This is a genomic window from Nitrosomonas sp. Nm58 (assembly GCF_900107335.1).
Classification (GTDB): domain Bacteria; phylum Pseudomonadota; class Gammaproteobacteria; order Burkholderiales; family Nitrosomonadaceae; genus Nitrosomonas.
In genome coordinates this window covers 54,096-72,854 of record NZ_FNPQ01000007.1, presented here as the reverse complement: position 1 = coordinate 72,854, position 18,759 = coordinate 54,096, and the positions used below count along the sequence as shown (strand labels likewise).

At 44.1% G+C, this 18,759-nt stretch carries 18 protein-coding genes; 4 read left to right on the top strand and 14 right to left on the bottom strand.

Annotation, left to right across the window (positions count from 1 at the left end):
- The 14 genes from BLW34_RS04650 to BLW34_RS04585 all read right to left on the bottom strand — a co-directional run bounded on the left by BLW34_RS04650 (position 1) and on the right by BLW34_RS04585 (position 13,870).
- A complete protein-coding gene (locus BLW34_RS04650; RefSeq protein WP_090576227.1) occupies positions 1-2,550 on the bottom strand; it encodes a sensor histidine kinase in 2,550 nt (849 codons plus the stop codon).
- Positions 2,551-2,733: 183 nt separating this feature from the next.
- Positions 2,734-6,111, bottom strand: coding sequence for a mechanosensitive ion channel domain-containing protein (locus BLW34_RS04645; RefSeq protein ID WP_256203589.1), 3,378 nt, complete (start codon positions 6,109-6,111; stop codon positions 2,734-2,736).
- Positions 6,112-6,288: 177 nt separating this feature from the next.
- Positions 6,289-7,071, bottom strand: a complete 783-nt coding sequence (gene tatC, locus BLW34_RS04640) for a twin-arginine translocase subunit TatC (protein ID WP_090576224.1) — start codon at positions 7,069-7,071, stop codon at positions 6,289-6,291.
- A 191-nt stretch (positions 7,072-7,262) separates the two neighbouring features.
- Positions 7,263-7,676 carry a Sec-independent protein translocase protein TatB gene (tatB, locus tag BLW34_RS04635; RefSeq protein ID WP_090576221.1) on the bottom strand — a complete coding sequence of 138 codons (414 nt, stop codon included), beginning with the start codon at positions 7,674-7,676 and terminating at the stop codon, positions 7,263-7,265.
- 123 nt (positions 7,677-7,799) lie between these two features.
- Entirely contained in the window at positions 7,800-8,033 is a 234-nt protein-coding gene (tatA, locus tag BLW34_RS04630; RefSeq protein ID WP_090576217.1) for a Sec-independent protein translocase subunit TatA, read from the bottom strand.
- A gap of 3 nt (positions 8,034-8,036) precedes the next feature.
- Positions 8,037-8,408 (bottom strand): histidine triad nucleotide-binding protein, encoded by a 372-nt coding sequence (locus BLW34_RS04625; protein ID WP_090576214.1) that lies wholly within the window; start codon positions 8,406-8,408, stop codon positions 8,037-8,039.
- Positions 8,409-8,738, bottom strand: coding sequence for a phosphoribosyl-ATP diphosphatase (locus BLW34_RS04620; RefSeq protein ID WP_090576211.1), 330 nt, complete (start codon positions 8,736-8,738; stop codon positions 8,409-8,411). It lies immediately after the preceding gene.
- A complete protein-coding gene (gene hisI, locus BLW34_RS04615; RefSeq protein ID WP_090541573.1) occupies positions 8,738-9,124 on the bottom strand; it encodes a phosphoribosyl-AMP cyclohydrolase in 387 nt (128 codons plus the stop codon). The genes BLW34_RS04620 and hisI overlap by 1 nt, the downstream gene beginning before the upstream one ends.
- 44 nt (positions 9,125-9,168) lie before the next feature.
- Positions 9,169-9,945, bottom strand: a complete 777-nt coding sequence (gene hisF, locus BLW34_RS04610; protein ID WP_090576208.1) for an imidazole glycerol phosphate synthase subunit HisF — start codon at positions 9,943-9,945, stop codon at positions 9,169-9,171.
- A 91-nt stretch (positions 9,946-10,036) separates the two neighbouring features.
- On the bottom strand, positions 10,037-10,783 hold the full coding sequence (hisA, locus tag BLW34_RS04605; RefSeq protein ID WP_090576204.1) for a 1-(5-phosphoribosyl)-5-[(5-phosphoribosylamino)methylideneamino]imidazole-4-carboxamide isomerase: 747 nt from the start codon (positions 10,781-10,783) through the stop codon (positions 10,037-10,039).
- A gap of 74 nt (positions 10,784-10,857) precedes the next feature.
- Positions 10,858-11,508, bottom strand: a complete 651-nt coding sequence (gene hisH, locus BLW34_RS04600; RefSeq protein WP_090576202.1) for an imidazole glycerol phosphate synthase subunit HisH — start codon at positions 11,506-11,508, stop codon at positions 10,858-10,860.
- A gap of 27 nt (positions 11,509-11,535) precedes the next feature.
- A complete protein-coding gene (gene hisB / locus BLW34_RS04595) occupies positions 11,536-12,123 on the bottom strand; it encodes an imidazoleglycerol-phosphate dehydratase HisB (RefSeq protein WP_090576199.1) in 588 nt (195 codons plus the stop codon).
- A 31-nt stretch (positions 12,124-12,154) separates the two neighbouring features.
- Positions 12,155-13,243: a histidinol-phosphate transaminase gene (hisC, locus tag BLW34_RS04590; RefSeq protein ID WP_090576196.1), complete on the bottom strand. Its 1,089-nt coding sequence runs from the start codon at positions 13,241-13,243 to the stop codon at positions 12,155-12,157.
- 333 nt (positions 13,244-13,576) lie between these two features.
- Positions 13,577-13,870 carry a hypothetical protein gene (locus tag BLW34_RS04585; protein WP_090576193.1) on the bottom strand — a complete coding sequence of 98 codons (294 nt, stop codon included), beginning with the start codon at positions 13,868-13,870 and terminating at the stop codon, positions 13,577-13,579.
- A 599-nt stretch (positions 13,871-14,469) separates the two neighbouring features.
- Between BLW34_RS04585 and BLW34_RS04580 the strand changes: the two genes are divergently transcribed.
- The 4 genes from BLW34_RS04580 to BLW34_RS04565 all read left to right on the top strand — a co-directional run bounded on the left by BLW34_RS04580 (position 14,470) and on the right by BLW34_RS04565 (position 18,724).
- On the top strand, positions 14,470-15,681 hold the full coding sequence (locus BLW34_RS04580) for an ATP-binding protein (RefSeq protein WP_090576190.1): 1,212 nt from the start codon (positions 14,470-14,472) through the stop codon (positions 15,679-15,681).
- 597 nt (positions 15,682-16,278) lie between these two features.
- Positions 16,279-16,935 (top strand): response regulator, encoded by a 657-nt coding sequence (locus BLW34_RS04575; protein WP_090576187.1) that lies wholly within the window; start codon positions 16,279-16,281, stop codon positions 16,933-16,935.
- A 278-nt stretch (positions 16,936-17,213) separates the two neighbouring features.
- Positions 17,214-18,251: a hypothetical protein gene (locus tag BLW34_RS04570; RefSeq protein WP_090576184.1), complete on the top strand. Its 1,038-nt coding sequence runs from the start codon at positions 17,214-17,216 to the stop codon at positions 18,249-18,251.
- Positions 18,252-18,361: 110 nt separating this feature from the next.
- Complete coding sequence (locus tag BLW34_RS04565; protein ID WP_090541553.1) at positions 18,362-18,724, top strand: hypothetical protein; 363 nt, start codon at positions 18,362-18,364, stop codon at positions 18,722-18,724.
- Positions 18,725-18,759 lie beyond the last annotated feature (35 nt).

Here is an 18,759-nt window from a genome sequence, read left to right as displayed (position 1 = left end):
TCATTTCCTCTCCTCTAATGTGAAATAAAAAGTCGCTCCCTGATTGATTGCGCTTTCCGCCCAGATGTGCCCACCATGCTTATGAATCACTCGCTGCACCGTCGCCAGTCCGATGCCCGTACCCGGAAACTCATTGGCATCATGCAGACGCTGGAAAACACCAAATAATTTATCCGCATAGGTCATATCAAATCCGGCGCCATTATCTCGAACAAAATAAATAACTCTCTCTTCATTCACCTTGCATCCCACTTCAATGAAAGCCTCTTGGCGATGAGCAGTAAACTTCCAGGCATTACCCAGCAGATTATCCATCATGATACGCAGTAATTGCGTATCGCCATGAGCAAATAAATCAGGCTGGACCAAGCACTGCACAGCGCGCTCCGGCGCTTCCTGCCGTAGGGTATCTAATACTTTATTTGCAATCTGCGTCAAGCTGACGACTTCCCATTTAAGCTCTGTGCGACTAACGCGCGACAAATTGAGTAAATCATCGATGAGCTCTGCCATACGCTGAGCAGCCGCCCGTATCCGGCGAAGGCGATCGCGTCCCTTATCATCTAAGCGATCGGCATACTCATCAAGCAATGCGCGACTGAAGCCATCCATAGCCCGCAAGGGTGCGCGTAAATCGTGAGAAACCGAATAACTGAATGATTCCAGTTCATGGTTGATCGTTTCCAATTCCTGGGAGCGGGCACTAAGATTATCATTCAATCGCTGAATCTGACGCTCGTTATCTTTGCGCGCACTGATGTCTTCAATGATGCCGTCGAAATAGATTTCACCGGCTTCATCCTTGCGCATCGCGACAGTTAACGCAGCATAAAACTCCCGTCCTTTCAAAGTCTTCAATCTTAGCTCTTCGCCTTTCGCATAACCCTGGGATGTGACTTTATTAATAAAAGCCATACGGTCAGTAAGATCGCAATATGATTCACTAAAACGATGCGCAAGAAGCTGTTCGACTGATTCTGCCTCAAAGATACCAAGCATAGCCTGGTTTACTTCAAGAAACCTGCCATTAGTATCTGGCCGATTGCGGAAAACACCTATGGGTAAGTTATTGACCAGATCACGATAGCGTGTCTCCATCCGCTGCCGCTCTTCTTCAACTTGTCGACGCGCAGACATATCACGAATGATGCTGGTAAACAACCGGTTTTGATCCATCTCGAACGGGCTCAAGCTAATTTCTATCGGAAATCTACTTCCATCCTTGCGTCTCCCGTATAACTCCGATCCCTCTTTCATCGAACATGTTTGTAGTTCAACGATATATTGTTCCTGATTTCGCGAATATTCTTTATGAAACCCTTCGGGTATAATTTTTTCCACTAGCTGGCCCACCAACTCATCACGGCGATAACCAAACCATGTTTCGGCCTGTTTATTGACCAGGGTAATGCGACCACTCTGTTCCAGAATGACAATAGCTTCCGGTGCTGACTCAAGTAATTTACGAAACCGAGCTTCGCTGGCTTGCACCCTCTTCTCAGTCTCTCGACGGCGTGCAGCATAACTGGCAGTTACTCCACCCAATAATACAACCAATGAAGAGAGCATAATGAATGCAATGATCTTATCATTGGTAAAATCGACCATGCTCGCAGCCATAATCGATGGGGATATATAAGAAACCAGAAGCCATTGTTCACTGTTTACGCTATTTGGCGATTTTGCCATCATAACCTTAGCGTAGGTAAACATTCCCTTTTCATGCATCCATTGACCAACCTGAGGGTCATTCAGAATAGACAACCACACTTCTTCGCCGAATTCATGATCAAAGCGCGATGCTTGTCGATCTGGGTACATAAAACCCCATTCTAATTCCGGGCGCGGCCCTAATAGCCAGTATCCCTTTTCATTAAGCAACCACAGGTCGCCCGCGTGTAGATCAGAAAGGACACGCAAACGATTTAATAGCCTCTGACCTTGGTAGTCAAGCACAATAAGGCCGCGCTTCTGATTCTTGCTGTCGAATACTGGTACACTAAAACGTATGGTTGGTCTGATGGGATGTTCGATCGTTCCATGATCGATACTGAGATCGAACGGCGATATGGCAACAGTTTTTTCATTTTGGGCAAGTGCATCCTGTACATATTGGCGGTCAAGTAGGTTTCTCATCTCCTCCATCGGCATTATCATCGGCTGACCTTCTTTCATTCTGACACGCACTACTTCCTGCCCCTGCTCATCCAGGAAACGAACCTGATCATAAAGCTGACGATGTCGTATGAAAGCAAGAAAGTCTGCAGTGAGATGTGATTGTGCTGCGGGATCACCGGTATCAAGCCATTGCTGCATCAACGAATGCTCTGCAAGATAAAGTGCATCCCCCCGCAATATGTCGAACACAGTTCCGATGGTTCTCTCAGCAAGCTGTACTGATTGTCGCTCGCTCCCCTTCATGATCGACAGGGCTGCATTTGTTTGGATATGATGAAGGAACCACAGCAGGGCAATAATCAATAAAACAAGTGGGATACATATATACAGAAAATACCGCACGAATTCAAAATTCCGTTTGTGTAATTCCATTGATATCCCTATTATCTCCTCGATATTTAGTGGGTTTCTTCCTTACCTATCGACAAACAATATTTATCGATAACAGCAACTCGGTATTCCTGAGCCATTCAGCAGCAGCTAAATCGATGTGCTGCCAGAATCATATCAAAAATGCAATATCAATCGCCTGTTTATTTTTATCTCCTCATACATTTATTCAGTTATTACCTTGTTATTCCCCCGGTAAAAGTGAATATCCAGTTGCGGAAATGCGATGTTAATTTCTTCTTCAGCAAACCGACGATTGATTTCCATATTTAAATCATGAGTGAGGTTCAATCGGTCCGAAAGCTGACCCACATAAACTCTCAACTCAAAATCTAACGAACTTGCACCAAATCCCAAAAATAAGGCGACAGGTTCCGGGTCACGCAGAACCGATGGATGATTCCGGGCAACTTCTAACAGTAATGATTCAGCTTTATCACAGTCCGATCCATAAGCAATGCCCACGGGTATCTGGATACGAGTAATCTGATCACTTAGTGTCCAATTTATCAACTGCTGGGTAATAAATGTTTTATTGGGTACGACGACTTCTTTGTGATCCGGATCAATCAGGGTCGTCGCACGAATATTAATCTTGCTGACTGTACCGGTCACATTGTTCAATGTGACAAGATCACCTATTCTAATGGGGCGTTCAAATAGAAGAATCAGCCCTGATACAAAATTGGCCACAATTTCCTGTAGACCGAACCCCAGTCCGACGCTAAGTGCGGCAACGAGCCATTGGATTTTTGACCATTCCATACCGAGCATCTGGAATGTAATCATCACACCAATAATGATAATGGTATATCTGAGAAGCGTAGTAATGGCATAGCCGGTACCTGTATTCAGGGATAAATGCTGGAGAACCAGGAGCTCCAGCGTACCCGGCAAATTATGGGCCGCCACAATGACCAGGCTCAGAATAATCAACGCCACCAGCAATGTTTCTAGCGTAATCAGGCGTACGACCGTTTCACCCTCACTCATTGTTGATGTTCGCCAGACAACGATATTTTCAAGAAACCCTAGTGCAGGCAGCATTTCTAACCAGATGACACTTAAACCGCCAATCAACAGTCCCCACACACTTATTTTTAATAAAGTAGCCGATTGTCTGCTGATTGATTTGATATCAATGTAGTTATCATCCACAAACTCAGTTTCACTTTTTCCTGCAGTTGCGCGTAGAGCAAGCATTTCTTCCCGCTTGGCAATTGCTCTTCTAAAAGCAATTCTACGTTGGGTAATTAATAAACTGCGGTAGCTCAGGAAAAAAACCAGACTACCAAATATTATCAGTGTAGCCGACTGGAAAATCAGAATACTCTGGTACAAGGCGGCGAAGTAATAACCCCATGCCGCCATGACAATCATGTACAACTGCTGCACAAAAAGAAGCGACATCCACAGCCTGGGATTCTGAATTAAAGTAAAACATTTTCCTTGATAGAGGATCTTTCCAGGACGAGTCACAGCCATCCAGCCTAAAGCAAATATTGCCAGCAGCATGCATAGCAGGATAAAAGCAATTCTTCCCACAGTGTTACGGACGATATCGTCCGTAAGCGCATCTGTAAAAGCAATGATGACACTTAATATAAGTATGGCCGGCGTATAATATTTAATATCCCGGTACATTTTATCTACCATATCCGTATGACACCGGAACTGGTTAACGAGCAGACCGTCTGGTCGAAAAATCTGAAGCAGGAAATTCCAGAAAAAAACTGTGATGGAAGCGACATAAAAAGTAAGCGAAAGCGCACGGCTCATTTCCGTATTCATACTGTGTTGCAAAACTTGCTGAATCAGCAAGAAGGGCAAGGAAACAAGTAAAGATTGGATGATGACGAACAACAACATGCCAACAGGATAGCGCGCCTTATCTTGATTAACTTTTCCCCAGGCTTCTTTACCGATTTCTTCCCACTGCAAGTAGCGAGGCCAATAAATCTGCCTAAAAATCACTCCGATGATTAAAGAAAAAGCTAGAACAGCCAAAACTGGCAGCCATACTTTATTAATAACTTTTACTAGCGCAGTTTGCGTCTTACTGGAAACGAACCAGGCGATTGCAGCGTTGAGGTCATCCGTTATATCGGCTATTTGCAAATCAATTGGTTTAGCGCTGCGGGTGATCAGCAAATTTTCTTTGAGTAGAAGCTCATACTGACTGATTTTCTCAATCAATTGATTCTGAATTGAAGCATAAAGCTCTAGCTCCTTGATATAGGAATGCAATATTTCCAGAAATTGATTGATGACATGCAAACGGGAATTTTTAAGCTCCTGGAATGCTCTCGTTAAACCCTGATAAGAAAGTGCTTGCTCATCGACAGCATGGCCTTCAGTTATTCTTTTGAAATAAGTCTTATCATTCATCATTTCTCGCTTTTCTTGGTCAAGCAGAAACAACTCCAGTTTTGCACTACTCAACAATTTTTGCGTTTCCCTGATATTAGGCCTTGACAGCATTTGCTTAAATTGTTTTCTAATCTCTGTTCCCAATGCATCATCTTCTTCTTCAAATTCCAGCCTTTGCTGGAGCGTCACGTAGCTCTTCGTAATAAGACTGAGCTGGTTTTCATGACGTGTTTTTTGCACCATCAATTTAGTTGCACGCGCAGCATAATTACTGAGTTTAGCGGCGAGTTCTTCATTATCTTTAATCATCATGAGTAGTGCTGGATGCTGCCATTTCCCCTCTTCTAGTAACAGTCCAGACTTCTCAACAAGCTCTTCTGTCTCGGTTTTTCTTTTCAGGTTAATTTGCTTGGTTAGCCACTCGACTTTCTGCACCAGTATTTGAATCTCTGGCCTTAGCACGAGTTCTTCCTGTAAGGTGGCAATTTCAATGGCATTAGGGAGTGTTAATGCTTCCAGCTCCAGCATGCGAATCTTATCTGTCAGCGCTTGACTTTGATATTCCTGGAAAATCTTTAGCGCATCCATAATCTTTTCATCAGGAGCATCCGTCAGCGAAGGTGAAGGTAATTTTTCTGTCAGAGCTTTGCGTGCATTGTTTGTTGCCACTAATTCCTCACTAATATTAATGGCACGTTGGCGAAGTATTGCAATTTCTGAGATCAGTTTCTGCTGCTGATTTTGTAGTTCTGATAACTTCACCTGAATAGTGACGTATCGCTGCTCCATTTCGCTTAAGGATAACCCTGTGAATTCTGCGACATCGGCTGTAGTAGGGACAGCTTTATTCTTCTGCTTTCTAAGTGTTTCGAGCTGTTGTGGGTATTTATTCAGTTGCTGCGAATAGAGCTGTGTTTTATTAAGGTATTCCTGATGATCAAGCAATACCTGTTGGGTATTGAGATAAATTTCTTTAAGTTTCTTTTTTTGCGGTGTTTCTTCACCGTTATTCAGTGTATCAAGCTTGGTCTGGATTACTTGGAGTTGACTAGCGTGCTCTTTCGCCTGGCTATACTCAGTACCGGTTATGATCCAAAATAAAAAAAAGATGATAGAGAGTAGTTTGATCATGCGTATTCGTTTCAATAAAACAACAATGGGTTTGAACATCATACTTACTCGGCATCCCAAAGATTTCTATAAAACAAAAAATCTTAAGACGCCTCAAAGCAGCCGCTGCAAACTTGTATATCTACCTAGCGGCGCTAGTAAGAAAAAATGAGAAAGAGATCAATGCGTAATTACGAGCAGCCCTATTACGTTGCGTAGAATTCTCGAAACTTGGCACACCTAATCGTCTTTTACTTTTATAGTTGGCTTATTTGCGTTGTTTAAAAATTGCTGATCTGAAATCGGATTAGTCGGCTTACTTGATAAACCAGCGAGAAATATACCCAATTCGTAAAGCAAATAGAGGGGAATGGCCAGCAGAAACTGCGAAACCACATCAGGGGGCGTAAAGATCGCGCCTATCACAAATGCGCCTACCAGAACATAATGACGCACTTGTTTCATTTTTTCCAGCGAGATAACGCCTGTCCGAACCAGCACTACGACGAATACAGGGACCTCAAAGGTAATACCAAAGGTGAGAAACATGGTGAGGACAAAACCAAGGTATTCGCCGATATCGGTCATGACCGCCACTCCTTCAGGAGCAAAATAAATAATAAACTCAAATACCAGGGGCAACGCGGCAAAATAAGCAAATGCCATACCGATGAAAAACAATAAGCTGCTGCCAATAACGAGTGGCAGAAACAGGCGCTTTTCATGAGAATACAGACCAGGCGCTACAAAAGCCCAGATCTGATAAAGCGTGTGCGGCAAGGTCATCACAAACGCTGTCATCAGAGCCACTTGCATAGGTATAAAAAAAGGCGTAGCTACTGCTGTGGCAATCATCTGCCCACCTAATGGAAGCTTCTCCAACAAAGGCTGCGCCAGTATTGTGTAGAGATCGCGTGCAAAATAGGCACAGGGCATAAAACCAAGTACCAACCCAGAAAACACACGAATCAACCGGGTACGCAACTCCACCAGATGTGAAATAAAGGTGTTCTCCTCATTCATCCTAGATTCCTCAATTGAGTGAAATGGCGTGTGAAATTTATAGGAAAGATTGAAATATTCATAATGTTAATGCTCGAATGAGCCACCAACTGAGGAATCTAGGGGTTATACGTTCATGATGAATCAGACCAGGTGAATAGACATTGTTAAGCTTGCCAGACTGAAGCAATCAATAAAAAGTGCAATGCTTTTTAGGGCACTGTGCTGTTTTTATTTGATTCTGAGGTCTGTTGCGGCAAGGAAGATTGACTCTGAGTAGCAAGTGTATTTTCTATAGGAGCGCCAATTTGCTCGAATCCAGGCAATACGGTTTTTGTTGTTTTTTCTGCCGCGCTCAAATCTGTAGCTGCCTGTATTTGATCAAACTCCTTCCTCACTGCTTGTTCGATGGAGTCTGTCGTTTCCTGTACGGAATTTTTTAAACGCCTTAATTCATCAAGCTCTATTTCGTGCCGGATATCATTCTTGACATTATCGACATACCGTCGCACGCGTCCAAGCAAGTGCCCTATCGTACGCGCTACTTGAGGAAGGCGTTCTGGTCCGATTACGATCAGCGCCACAATTAAAATGACGAGCATTTCTGCAAAGCTGACATCAAACATCTCTCATTCCCTCCAACGATACTCCTCTTCCGAAGGAGTGATACCGGAAGGAATCGCTAATTTGTATTCCTTCATTGATAGTAGTTTCACTGATATTGCCTGCCTTATGGCGGCGCAGTGATATTATAGCTTAGTCTCGTTTTTCTCTTTGACTCCTGCTTCGACAGAGTGGCTGGTGATTTGCTGAGACTGAGAGGGGGGAGAAGTATTATCCTCCTCGGCACTCTTCATGCCTTCCTTGAATCCTCTGACCGCATTACCAAGATCACTGCCCAGATTCCGAAGCTTTTTCGTGCCAAAAACCAGGACGATAATCGCTAGCACTACCAGCCAATGCCAAATGCTAAATGTTCCCATTGCTTATCCCTCGCTCAATGTTGATTGCCCATGATGAATCATAGTGGGCAAACGATCTTTTCCTCCAATGACATGGATATGAAGATGAAATACTTCTTGCCCGCCTACTCGTCCAGTATTGATAATTGTGCGAAATCCGCTCTCACAGCCCTGCTGCTTCGCTATCTGAGGAACCCGCCATAACATTTTTCCCAATAGCTGTTGATCTGTCTCGCTCACATCATACAATGAGGCAATATGTCGCTTGGGTATCAACAGGAAATGGACTGGTGCAGCCGGATGGATATCATGAAAAGCAACAAGATCCTGGTCTTCATACACTTTTCTGGCGGGAATTTCTCCCCCTATAATCTTGCAAAAAATACACTCTTCCATTTATTGCCCTGTTTTACGCGATAGTTTTTCTTTAATACCAGAAATACCTTCCCGTCGCTCCAATTCGTGCAGCACATCTTCAGGTTTTAATTCATGATGCGCAAGTAACACAAGACAATGAAACCACAAATCTGCAATTTCATAAACAAGATGCTTTGTATTCCCGTCTTTTGAAGCCATGATAGTTTCCGCGGCTTCTTCGGCAATTTTTTTGAGTATTTTGTCCTGACCACTGCTGAGCAGTTTTGCAACATAAGAATTGGAAGAATGCGCGCTTTTACGTGCCTCGATAGTTTCTGCCAGGCGATCGAGGATGCATAAATCGGCCATTATTTGTAGATCTCCACAGGATCCTTCATTACGGGCGCTGTTACCACCCATTGATCTTCTTCCAGTTTATTGAAAAAACAACTCTGTCTGCCTGTGTGGCATGCAATCCCTCCCACTTGTTCCACGGAAAGCAATATCACATCTTCGTCACAGTCCAGGTAAATCGCTTTTACTTTCTGAACATGGCCGGATTCTTCTCCTTTTCGCCAAATCTTTTTGCGGGAACGCGACCAATAAACAGCCTCGCCTGTCTCAGCAGTCAATTTGATAGCGTCTCGATTCATCCAGGCAACCATCAGCACTTTACCGCTCTGTTCATCTTGTGCAATGACAGGCACCAGTCCATCCGCAGACCAGTTTATTTTATTAAGCCAAGTATCTGACATAAATGCTCATCCTGATAAGATATCACTGTAATTTTATTTAAGTATTACAGACGCACTTCAATTCCATGTTTTGCTAAATATTGCTTGGCTTCCTGGATGGTATGCTGGCCATAGTGGAAAATACTGGCCGCCAATACCGCATCAGCACGACCTTGCAGGATACCATCAACCAGGTGATCCAGGGTGCCTACCCCGCCACTAGCAATCACCGGTACGTCTATTGCATCTGAAATGGCACGAGTCAAGGTCAGATCAAAACCGTGGCGTGTGCCATCTCTGTCCATGCTGGTCAGTAAAATTTCACCTGCACCCAGTGCCTGCATTTTTTTGGCCCATTCAATAGCATCGAGACCTGTTGCATTACGGCCGCCGTGTGTAAACACCTCCCAGCGCGGATCATTGTGCTTGGCATCTATGACTTGTTTGGCATCTATGGCGACAACAATACACTGGGAGCCGTAATGGCTAGCTGCATCTTCTACCAGTTGCGGATTGAGTACCGCAGAAGTGTTGACACTCACTTTGTCAGCGCCTGCATTTAACAACCGGCGGACATCCTCGACTTTACGCACTCCCCCGCCAACAGTTAGCGGAATGAAGACTTGAGCCGCCACTTCTTCAACAATGTGCAAAATCAAATCGCGATTATCGGAACTGGCGGTGATATCAAGAAAAACAAGCTCATCAGCGCCCTGCTCGTCATAGCGACGAGCTATTTCCACAGGATCGCCTGCATCTCGCAGCGAAACAAAATTAACGCCCTTGACAACTCGCCCATTGTTGACATCAAGACACGGAATAATACGTTTGGCAAGCCCCATGAATCCAGAAACCTTTACAATATGAAATACAAATAAGAACGAAGCATGTGAACAGACTTGAATTCCATTCTCGACATCATGTCATTTTTCGCTACACCATTGTACTCAATTTGTCAGCCAATAATTGCGCCTCTTTAAAATCCAGCGTACCTTGATAGATAGCTCGACCAGTAATCGCGCCCATTATGCCTTCTGACTCAATCTCACACAGAGTCTTAATATCATCCAGATTGGTAATTCCACCACTGGCAACGACTGGAACAGTCAGTTTCCGTGCCAAGGCTATGGTTGCCTCAATATTGATACCCGTAAGCATGCCGTCACGGCCAATGTCAGTATAAATAATCGCTTCGACACCATAGTCTTCAAACTTTTTCGCTAAGTCCACGACATCATGGCCAGTGACTTTGGACCAGCCATCCACCGCCACCTTACCATCTTTGGCATCAAGCCCTACCATAATCTGACCAGGGAAAGCATAACACGCATCATGCAGAAACCCAGGGATTTTCACCGCAGCTGTTCCGATAATGACATAAGTAATGCCGCTATCCAAATAGCGTTCGATGGTTTCCAGATCGCGAATACCACCGCCAAGTTGAATCGGGATATTCCCGTCAATCGCCTTTACAATGGCGCGAACAGCTGACTCATTCTTCGGTTTACCAGCAAATGCGCCATTTAGATCGACCAAATGTAATCGACGTGCACCTTGCTCCAACCAGTGCTGGGCTATAGCGTCAGGGTTTTCAGAAAATACCGTTGCGTCATCCATGACTCCTTGTTTAAGACGTACGCACTGTCCATCTTTGAGGTCTATCGCGGGAATAATCAGCATATGTTGTCAGGATAAATAATTGAGAATAAAAGAACCGGACTGAAAAAAAACCATATGTAATGAATTGGATTGTACTAATGACTGGAATGCGGTTCCCACTTGGCAAAATTACTTAATAACGTCAATCCCGCCAGGTGGCTTTTTTCCGGATGAAACTGAACAGCAAAAATATTATCCTGGGCGATTGCGCAAGTAAACGGGGTGGGGTAAAGCGTGTAGGCAGCCGTTATTTCCGGGTTGTCTGTTTCCACATAGTAGCTGTGAACAAAATAAAAACGCGCATCATTGGCAATACCATCCCATAAGGGATGCTGGATTGTTTGGCACACTTGATTCCAGCCCATATGAGGAACTTTGAGCTTGTTTCTATCAGAACCTATCATCGCATCATGCGAAAAGTGGCGCACTTTGCCAGGAAAAATGCCTAATCCCCTAACATTTCCTTCTTCACTTTCATCAAACAGCATTTGCAGACCGAGGCAAATACCGAGAAAAGGTTTATTCCTAGCTGCTTCCAGCACAACATCCTTTAATCCGCGAGTCGTTAGCTCATGCATGCAATTAGGCATCGCGCCCTGACCAGGCACGACAACGCGTGACGCTTTTTGTACAATGGATGGATCACTGGTTACAACAATAGAAGCCGTGGGTGCGACATGCTCAAGAGCCTTGGATACTGAACGTAAATTACCCATTCCGTAATCAACAATGGCGATATCAGTCATACTTGATTTGAGAAAAATTGATAAAGTTTACAAAGAACCTTTTGTGGAAGGAATGAGATCGGCAGCACGAGGATCTGCTTCTAAAGCCATGCGTAAGGCACGTCCAAAAGCCTTAAAAATGGTTTCTGCCTGATGGTGCGCATTATTGCCCGAGAGATTATCTATGTGTAAGGTGATCATGGCGTGATTAACTAAACCTTGAAAAAACTCGTGTATCAGATCGACATCAAATTCACCAATACGTGCGCGCGCAAATTCAACATGGAATGCCATTCCAGGGCGACCCGATAGATCAATCACCACTCTTGACAATGCCTCATCTAGCGGCACATAGGCATGTCCGTAGCGGCGTATGCCTTTCTTGTTTCCAATTGCTTGGGCTAGCGCCTGCCCCAACGTGATGCCAATATCTTCTACAGTGTGATGTGCATCAATATGTAAATCACCTTTTGCCTTTATTTTCAGATCGATCATTCCATGACGTGCGATCTGATCAAGCATGTGATCGAGAAAAGGTACCCCGGTATCGAACATCACCTCACCCCTACCATCCAGATTGATCTCGACAGTAACTTGAGTTTCCAGCGTATTACGTGTGACTTGAGCTTGACGCATAGAGAAATTCTGTTTCGTGAATTATGTACGATCAGGCGAGTAGCAATGGCCTCTCCAGGATGCGGCGCAGTGTTTTACAGAATTGCGTATTTTCATCAGAAGTACCCACCGTGACGCGCAGGCAATCTTTTAATAATGGATGTGTACCATCAAGGTTCTTGATTAATATACCGTGTTGCTGAAGTTCTTGAAAAATCCGGCCGGCCTCATTGAGACGAAATAAAACAAAATTTGCATCCGATGGAAAAACCTCAATACCACCCATCGTTGCCAGACGGGCTCTCAAAATAGTACGCTCTGCTTTAATCGAAGCAGCCTGCTCCAGTAATATATCATAATGCTGAAGCACTCTCTCTACAAGCAGTTGCGTCATGATCCCTACATTGTAAGGCAAACGCAGCTTTTCCAATTGCGCCAGCCATTCAGGCCTGCCAACCAGCAGCCCCAATCTTAACCCTGCCAATCCTAATTTTGAGAGCGTCCGCATCAGCAACAAATTAGGGTATTGAGTGAGTATATCCATGAAAGTTGCATCAGCAAAAGCATGATAGGCTTCATCGACAATGACGATACCAGGCGTAGCCTCAATAATACGGCAGATTGCCTCAGCATCAAACAAATTACCACTTGGATTATTGGGATAAGCCAGAAAAATAACTGCGGGCTGGTGTTGGGAAATAGCAGCCAGCATGGCATCCAAATCGAGAGAAAAATCAGTGGCTAATGGCACCCCCACGTAACTCATTCCACAAAAAGTAGCAATGATGCGAAACATGGCAAAACCCGGATCAACCCCCATCAATACTGCTCCTGGTTTAGCCGTGGCAAGAGCGATGATCTGAATAATTTCATCCGATCCATTTCCCAGCATAATCGCCATTTCGGAAGGAATGGACAGCGTATCTCTTAATGCAACTTTCAGTGATGCAGCACCAGGATCGGGATAACGATTAATATGGGCATCCTCCGCTAATTGAGAAATCTCTTCGCGCAGGATCAAGGGTAACGTATAAGGATTCTCCATTGCATCCAGTTTTATCATGCCCTTTGCAGGAGGAACGTGATAAGCAGAGAGCGCAAGAATTTCTGGACGGATGATACTCTCGAGTAAATTGGACATGCTATTTGATCAAAACAACTGTAGGTCTAGGCTTGAAAAACAGGAAATTGTGTAAAGTATTTGGTTGCAGCAAGTTAAATGGAAAATCGATATCGACTAGCTGATCGTGTTACATAAATTAAACTGCCCGCTTTAACGGAAAAATAATCATTCATCATCCAATTTCTCTGCTCTTTCTTCTCTTATTAGATAATGCTCTTCATTCTATTTTCAGATGGGAGGTATCACCAATTTTAATATACAAAGTTTAACACACACGATCAGAAACCAAAGCATTAAAAAAAGCTTTTATGTTCCTAAATTATTCAATGACGATGAATCAATCAGTTCTTTTCATAATGAATCATTATCTTTTTTCTCTTGCCACGTTATATACAAAAAAACACCCACAATGATTACAACGGGGAAAATCACATAATAACCAAGCGCATAAGTTGCATCCGTATCCTGCCTCGCTGGCAGAGGGCTACTCATAATTTTATAGCCATGGAATACCGCCACAAAAAATACACCCACCAATCCTGCTATTCGACGATTGATTAAAATCCGGCCTGCTATCAGATTAAGTCCATGGATGGCAAAATATCCAAGGAAATAAATAGCTGTATAAAAAATTAGCGCACCCATTGAGATCTATAGATTTAAGAATTTGTCGGATAAATTAAATAGACTGCCAAATCTTTTTCACTTGGCGATGATACCTAAACACTTGATCAATAATCAACTTGTATTCCTCACCCGGATGAGTCCAAGTGCGTAGTTTGACTGTAAACTCGAATAATGATGTCACTGCTAGCGACCGACCTATACTCCAACCACTCTTTCTGCCTGTCATTATGACCAGAATATTGCACAGAAATACTCACCCAGTATATTTTTATCTATCTCCTAAATAATATAATCACCAATGCCGATACCTTATTTACAAACATGCATTCAGACTTCCTTAATTCTTGATACTTGAAGTGCTGCTATCATGCAAGAAACTTAAATATGTGAGCGCACGACACCTATTAGAACAAAAACCACGTGCAATGTCTTGCTCACGACCCAACGATCAGAAACCACTCTACTTATGCCTACAAGCATCAGCACAATCTTTGCCTGACAAAAGAACACCTAATACAGCAATCAAGCTCTCCCTGCACAGGAGGCGGATCACTACAATGCATTGCAGAACAAAACAGATAATCTAATCGCTTTGCTATTATGGAAAGGGAGATAGCATGAATGAAAATCATGATTCCATGAAAACTGATGACAGCGAAGCTCACAGCATGATAGAGCTCCTGACCGAACTGCAAACACATCAGACGGAATTAGAGATCCAGAACTGTAAGTTTAAGGATATGCAACAACAATTGGAAGCAATGCACAGCCGCTATGCCGATCTCTACGATAATGCCCCTGTAGGCTATCTTACACTGGATAGAGCCGGGAACATTCTGGCAATCAACCTGACCGGATCATCTATCCTGCTTGGTAAGAAGCGCGCATCCATTTTGAACAAATCTTTCTTAAGCTACATTGTTCACGATGACAGTCACAGATTTCTTAGCCATCTGCAGCAAACTTTTAACTCTTCCAATAACGTCGTCACCGAGCTAAGAATCAAAGGAGCCCTCAATAAGGTAATCCACATACGCCTGGAAAGTTTGGTCGCGAAAGATACTGACACTTGCCGCACGGTAATGGCCAACATTAACCTTGTTAAAGAAAAGCGGCATCTCGACCAAGAGTTGCTGGATGGAAGCCGCCGACTGATGCAGAATCTGTTCAAAATGCAGGAAGAAGAACGACGCTTTCTTGCGCGAGAACTGCATGATGAATTAGGCCAATGGCTTACCGCCATTCACGCGGAAACAGAAACGATTGCCTATTTCTCTGATCAAGATTCCACCATCTATACCAGCGCTCACGCCATTAAACGATGCGTAAAAAAAATGCATGAAGTAATGCACGATATGCTGCGCCAATTACGTCCTACTCTATTAGACACGCTTGGGCTCGAAGATGCTCTACTTGAATTAAGAGAACAGTGGATTACACACAACCCCCATATTATTCTTAAACTCAAATTCGAAGGCACCTTGGACAAACTCAATGAACATACCAATATCACCATATTTCGCATTGTTCAGGAGGCACTCAACAATGTCCGCAAACATGCACAGGCTACTCGAGTTCTCATCCGCTTGAGTCGTAGAACTGGCACAACCGCCGCAGATGATATTTTGTCGCTAAGCGTGAAAGACAACGGCAAGGGTTACAATGTCAATCAAATACCCACAGGACTGGGACTGCTGGGAATACGTGAACGAGCCATCGCTTCAGGTGGCAAATTTTCTGTTCGTAGCATTCCAAACCATGGAACACAAATTCACGTCAAACTGCCGCTCGACTCCTCAAACAGAAGGAGAAAAACTGACAACCTTTAACCCGAATATTTCATAAATTGGCACGTGCCCTCACTTGTCTTTTGATTAATAAGAAAGATTTTGCTCGGTCGGGTGTATGAGTCACTACACCCCTCCTTCTCAAAACTTCCCTATTAATCAAAATCCTGCGTGATCATCACGCGAATTTATGAAATATTCGGGTTAACAAGCCAAATGCGTCAATCAAAGTGATATGAATGAAGGGCACTCTGCGGTATGAGTCGGCGCAGAACACCGCGCAACGGTTCGTCCAGCTATCAGTAGCCATGCTTGTTTAAACGCAATGTAATCAACCAGCCACACATTCTATTTTACGTTCCAAGACGCTTATTTTAGCTACATCGGGAAAGGATCATCCCTCTCACAAACATACAACTTACCGCCGCACACTTATTGTGTAATTAAGGAATTTCCTTAGATAAAAATAAGCTCTACCCTTATTCTATAACTATGCCCAATGCCCCAAAATATATTCAAATTATTGAAACAAGAGCACTCGCAATGAGAAGTACAGTGGGTCTGCTTAACCAAGCCCAGCAGTGAATGCTGTTTAAAATTCGCGTTAGTTCTCACTGAAACAGCAGGAGGGTTCGAATTGTGAGAGAAAAGCCAATTACGGTGCTACTCATCGATGACCATCCAGTCGTGCGCAATGGATATCGTCGTCTACTTGAAAGCACCTCGGATATTCATGTCTTAGCCGATACTGATAATGGAGAAGCCGGCTGCAGCCTTTATCAAGAACATACGCCCGATGTGACTATTATTGATCTAAATCTGGACAAGCAGGGTATAGATGGCCTGGAAACCATTCATCGCATCAAAACAAAAAATCCAGCTGCAAATATTCTGGTATTCAGCATGCACAGCAATGAAATCATGGTCCAACGCGCGTTAAAGATGGGTGCAACAGGCTATATCACCAAGCAAAGCAACCTCGAGCAATTGCTAAAAGCAGTCCGCCAGGTGAGTCAGGGTCGCGTCTATATCGATCCGGAATTGGCTTCAAATTTACTGACCGACAAAGTGCTCGGCAAATCCTCTGGGAATCCTTTGCAAGTTCTTTCCAAGCGTGAATTTCAGTTATTCAAACTGTTAGCAGAAGGGAATTCAGTGGCGCAAATTGCGGAAATGATTTCTATCAGCCCTAAAACCGTTGGCGTCCATCAGGCAAGTATCATGAAGAAGTTAAAATTGCAGAACACCTCTCAGCTTGTTCGCCTCGCCATCAGCTGCAAGGTTATTCAAGCGTAACACTTTGATCTACAACGTCTCGCAACATCAGGTTGCAGCCAGTTAGCGCGCGGTTCATTAGCTCCCTCTCTTGCCGCAAATAGAAAGCCGTCAGTTCGTTCGCGACAGAACATGAGTGCTTTCAATTCATTTTTAAAGAATTTCCCTATATAAAATTAGAGCCTTTGCTTATTCCTTTATTTCATGCACTCCATGAGAATATGAGACACCTAACTTAAACATTCGTTTTAGTGTGGTGAAATCAGGATTAGTCAACTTTTATCAAGGAGAACTAAAAAATGAATCAATTCAGCAAAAAAATCATTGCTGCAAGCATCGTGTTTGCTTTTGGGGTGGCAGGTAATGCCTTGGCGAATCCAAGTATCACTGAGGGAGATACCAATCCTGCCGGTAGTGCAGATAATAGTGGCTCAACGGCCATAGATAACAATGTGAATAAAACCGCTACTGCCAATAATGGTCAAACCGGTCCGGGCACGATCGCGAATGAGTATGCAACAGCAACCGATAGCTCCAATAACTCGGATAACTCCAATAATTCCGATAACTCAAATCACTCCGATAACTCCAATAACTCGGACAACTCTAACAACTCCGATAACAGCGCTAATAATTCTGTTAACGATAGCAACAATGACAGCTCTGACAACTCTGTCAATACTGCCGATAGCAACAATCCCGACAGCTCTACCAACAACAGCAACAATACTACCGATAGCGGCAACACTGCCGATAGCGGTAATGATAAAAGCTCTGCAAGCGCCAGTGCACAAGGCTCAGCAGCGGCTAACGGCGCCAGCACTGCATCGGTAGACAACAGCGACAATAGCGACAATAGCGACAACAGCGATAACAGCCTCGCAGAGGCCAGCGCGCAAGGCTCAGCGGCAGCTAACAATGGCGGCACTGCATCAGTAGATAACACCAATAACAGCGATAACAGCACCACGGCTGCGAATGGTACAGGATCGGCAGCTGCCAATGGCGGTACTGCAACCTCCAATTACAGCGATAGCAGCGATCACAGCACCACGACTGCGGATGGTGCAGGAACGGCAGCCTCCAACCATGGCGACGCAACCGCCACTTACTCGGTTAATACTTCATCGCTGGCAGGCTCGGTTACCGGCGCGGGAGTCTCCACTGCATTGGGTGATGCAGATAACAGCAGCGCTAATACCATCACCGCCAGCAATAACATAGACAATGCCTTCAATGGCGCTGCGGGCATCAACCAAGCCGTTCAAAATCACGGCGCCAATGCCTTGGCGCAACAGCAAGTGTCTTTCCAAGGCAACGTGAATGTCAACCCTTAATAACTAGAGTTGTAAGCAGCATTACAGCGCTTTAGTTAGAGAAAGGATGCCGGTGAACAGCTTCCGTCGCCGGTATCCTGGGGAAAAAATGAACGAAGGGGGTTATTAAGATGGTTTCATTTATAAAAAGCAGCCTGCTTCTTCTGTTTGTCTTGACATTGTCTATCCATACCGCCAAGGCATCTTCCAGCCAATCTGATGATGCATTACCTTTTTCATTAGCTGAAGCTGTACCCGATAATGATCTTGAAAACGCACGGGGCCGTGAAGGCATCGATATCACTGCGATAAATAACATGAATGTGCAAGCCACCTTAACGGGTAATGTAGCAAACAATAGCGTCACTGGAACGAATATTATTGACCACGGCGCATTTGCGGGTTCTGGCGGCATGTTTTCCGTGATTCAAAATAGCGGCAATAACGTTATTATTCAGGACTCCACTATTGTGAATGTAACTATTGTGCCCTAATGCCGATATTTTAATATGCTCATTCAACTATTCAA

Bases quoted from the DNA above. Each gene is read 5' to 3' on its own strand.
- BLW34_RS04570 (WP_090576184.1), top strand. From the start codon at position 17,214: ATGAATCAATTCAGCAAAAAAATCATTGCTGCAAGCATCGTGTTTGCT.
- hisH (WP_090576202.1), bottom strand. From the start codon at position 11,508: ATGACTGATATCGCCATTGTTGATTACGGAATGGGTAATTTACGTTCA.
- BLW34_RS04580 (WP_090576190.1), top strand. From the start codon at position 14,470: ATGAATGAAAATCATGATTCCATGAAAACTGATGACAGCGAAGCTCAC.
- BLW34_RS04650 (WP_090576227.1), bottom strand. From the start codon at position 2,550: ATGGAATTACACAAACGGAATTTTGAATTCGTGCGGTATTTTCTGTAT.
- BLW34_RS04565 (WP_090541553.1), top strand. From the start codon at position 18,362: ATGGTTTCATTTATAAAAAGCAGCCTGCTTCTTCTGTTTGTCTTGACA.
- BLW34_RS04585 (WP_090576193.1), bottom strand. From the start codon at position 13,870: ATGGGTGCGCTAATTTTTTATACAGCTATTTATTTCCTTGGATATTTT.
- hisC (WP_090576196.1), bottom strand. From the start codon at position 13,243: ATGTCCAATTTACTCGAGAGTATCATCCGTCCAGAAATTCTTGCGCTC.
- hisF (WP_090576208.1), bottom strand. From the start codon at position 9,945: ATGGGGCTTGCCAAACGTATTATTCCGTGTCTTGATGTCAACAATGGG.
- tatC (WP_090576224.1), bottom strand. From the start codon at position 7,071: ATGAATGAGGAGAACACCTTTATTTCACATCTGGTGGAGTTGCGTACC.
- hisI (WP_090541573.1), bottom strand. From the start codon at position 9,124: ATGTCAGATACTTGGCTTAATAAAATAAACTGGTCTGCGGATGGACTG.
- BLW34_RS04645 (WP_256203589.1), bottom strand. From the start codon at position 6,111: ATGATGTTCAAACCCATTGTTGTTTTATTGAAACGAATACGCATGATC.
- tatA (WP_090576217.1), bottom strand. From the start codon at position 8,033: ATGGGAACATTTAGCATTTGGCATTGGCTGGTAGTGCTAGCGATTATC.
- hisA (WP_090576204.1), bottom strand. From the start codon at position 10,783: ATGCTGATTATTCCCGCGATAGACCTCAAAGATGGACAGTGCGTACGT.
- BLW34_RS04620 (WP_090576211.1), bottom strand. From the start codon at position 8,738: ATGGCCGATTTATGCATCCTCGATCGCCTGGCAGAAACTATCGAGGCA.
- hisB (WP_090576199.1), bottom strand. From the start codon at position 12,123: ATGCGTCAAGCTCAAGTCACACGTAATACGCTGGAAACTCAAGTTACT.
- tatB (WP_090576221.1), bottom strand. From the start codon at position 7,676: ATGTTTGATGTCAGCTTTGCAGAAATGCTCGTCATTTTAATTGTGGCG.
- BLW34_RS04625 (WP_090576214.1), bottom strand. From the start codon at position 8,408: ATGGAAGAGTGTATTTTTTGCAAGATTATAGGGGGAGAAATTCCCGCC.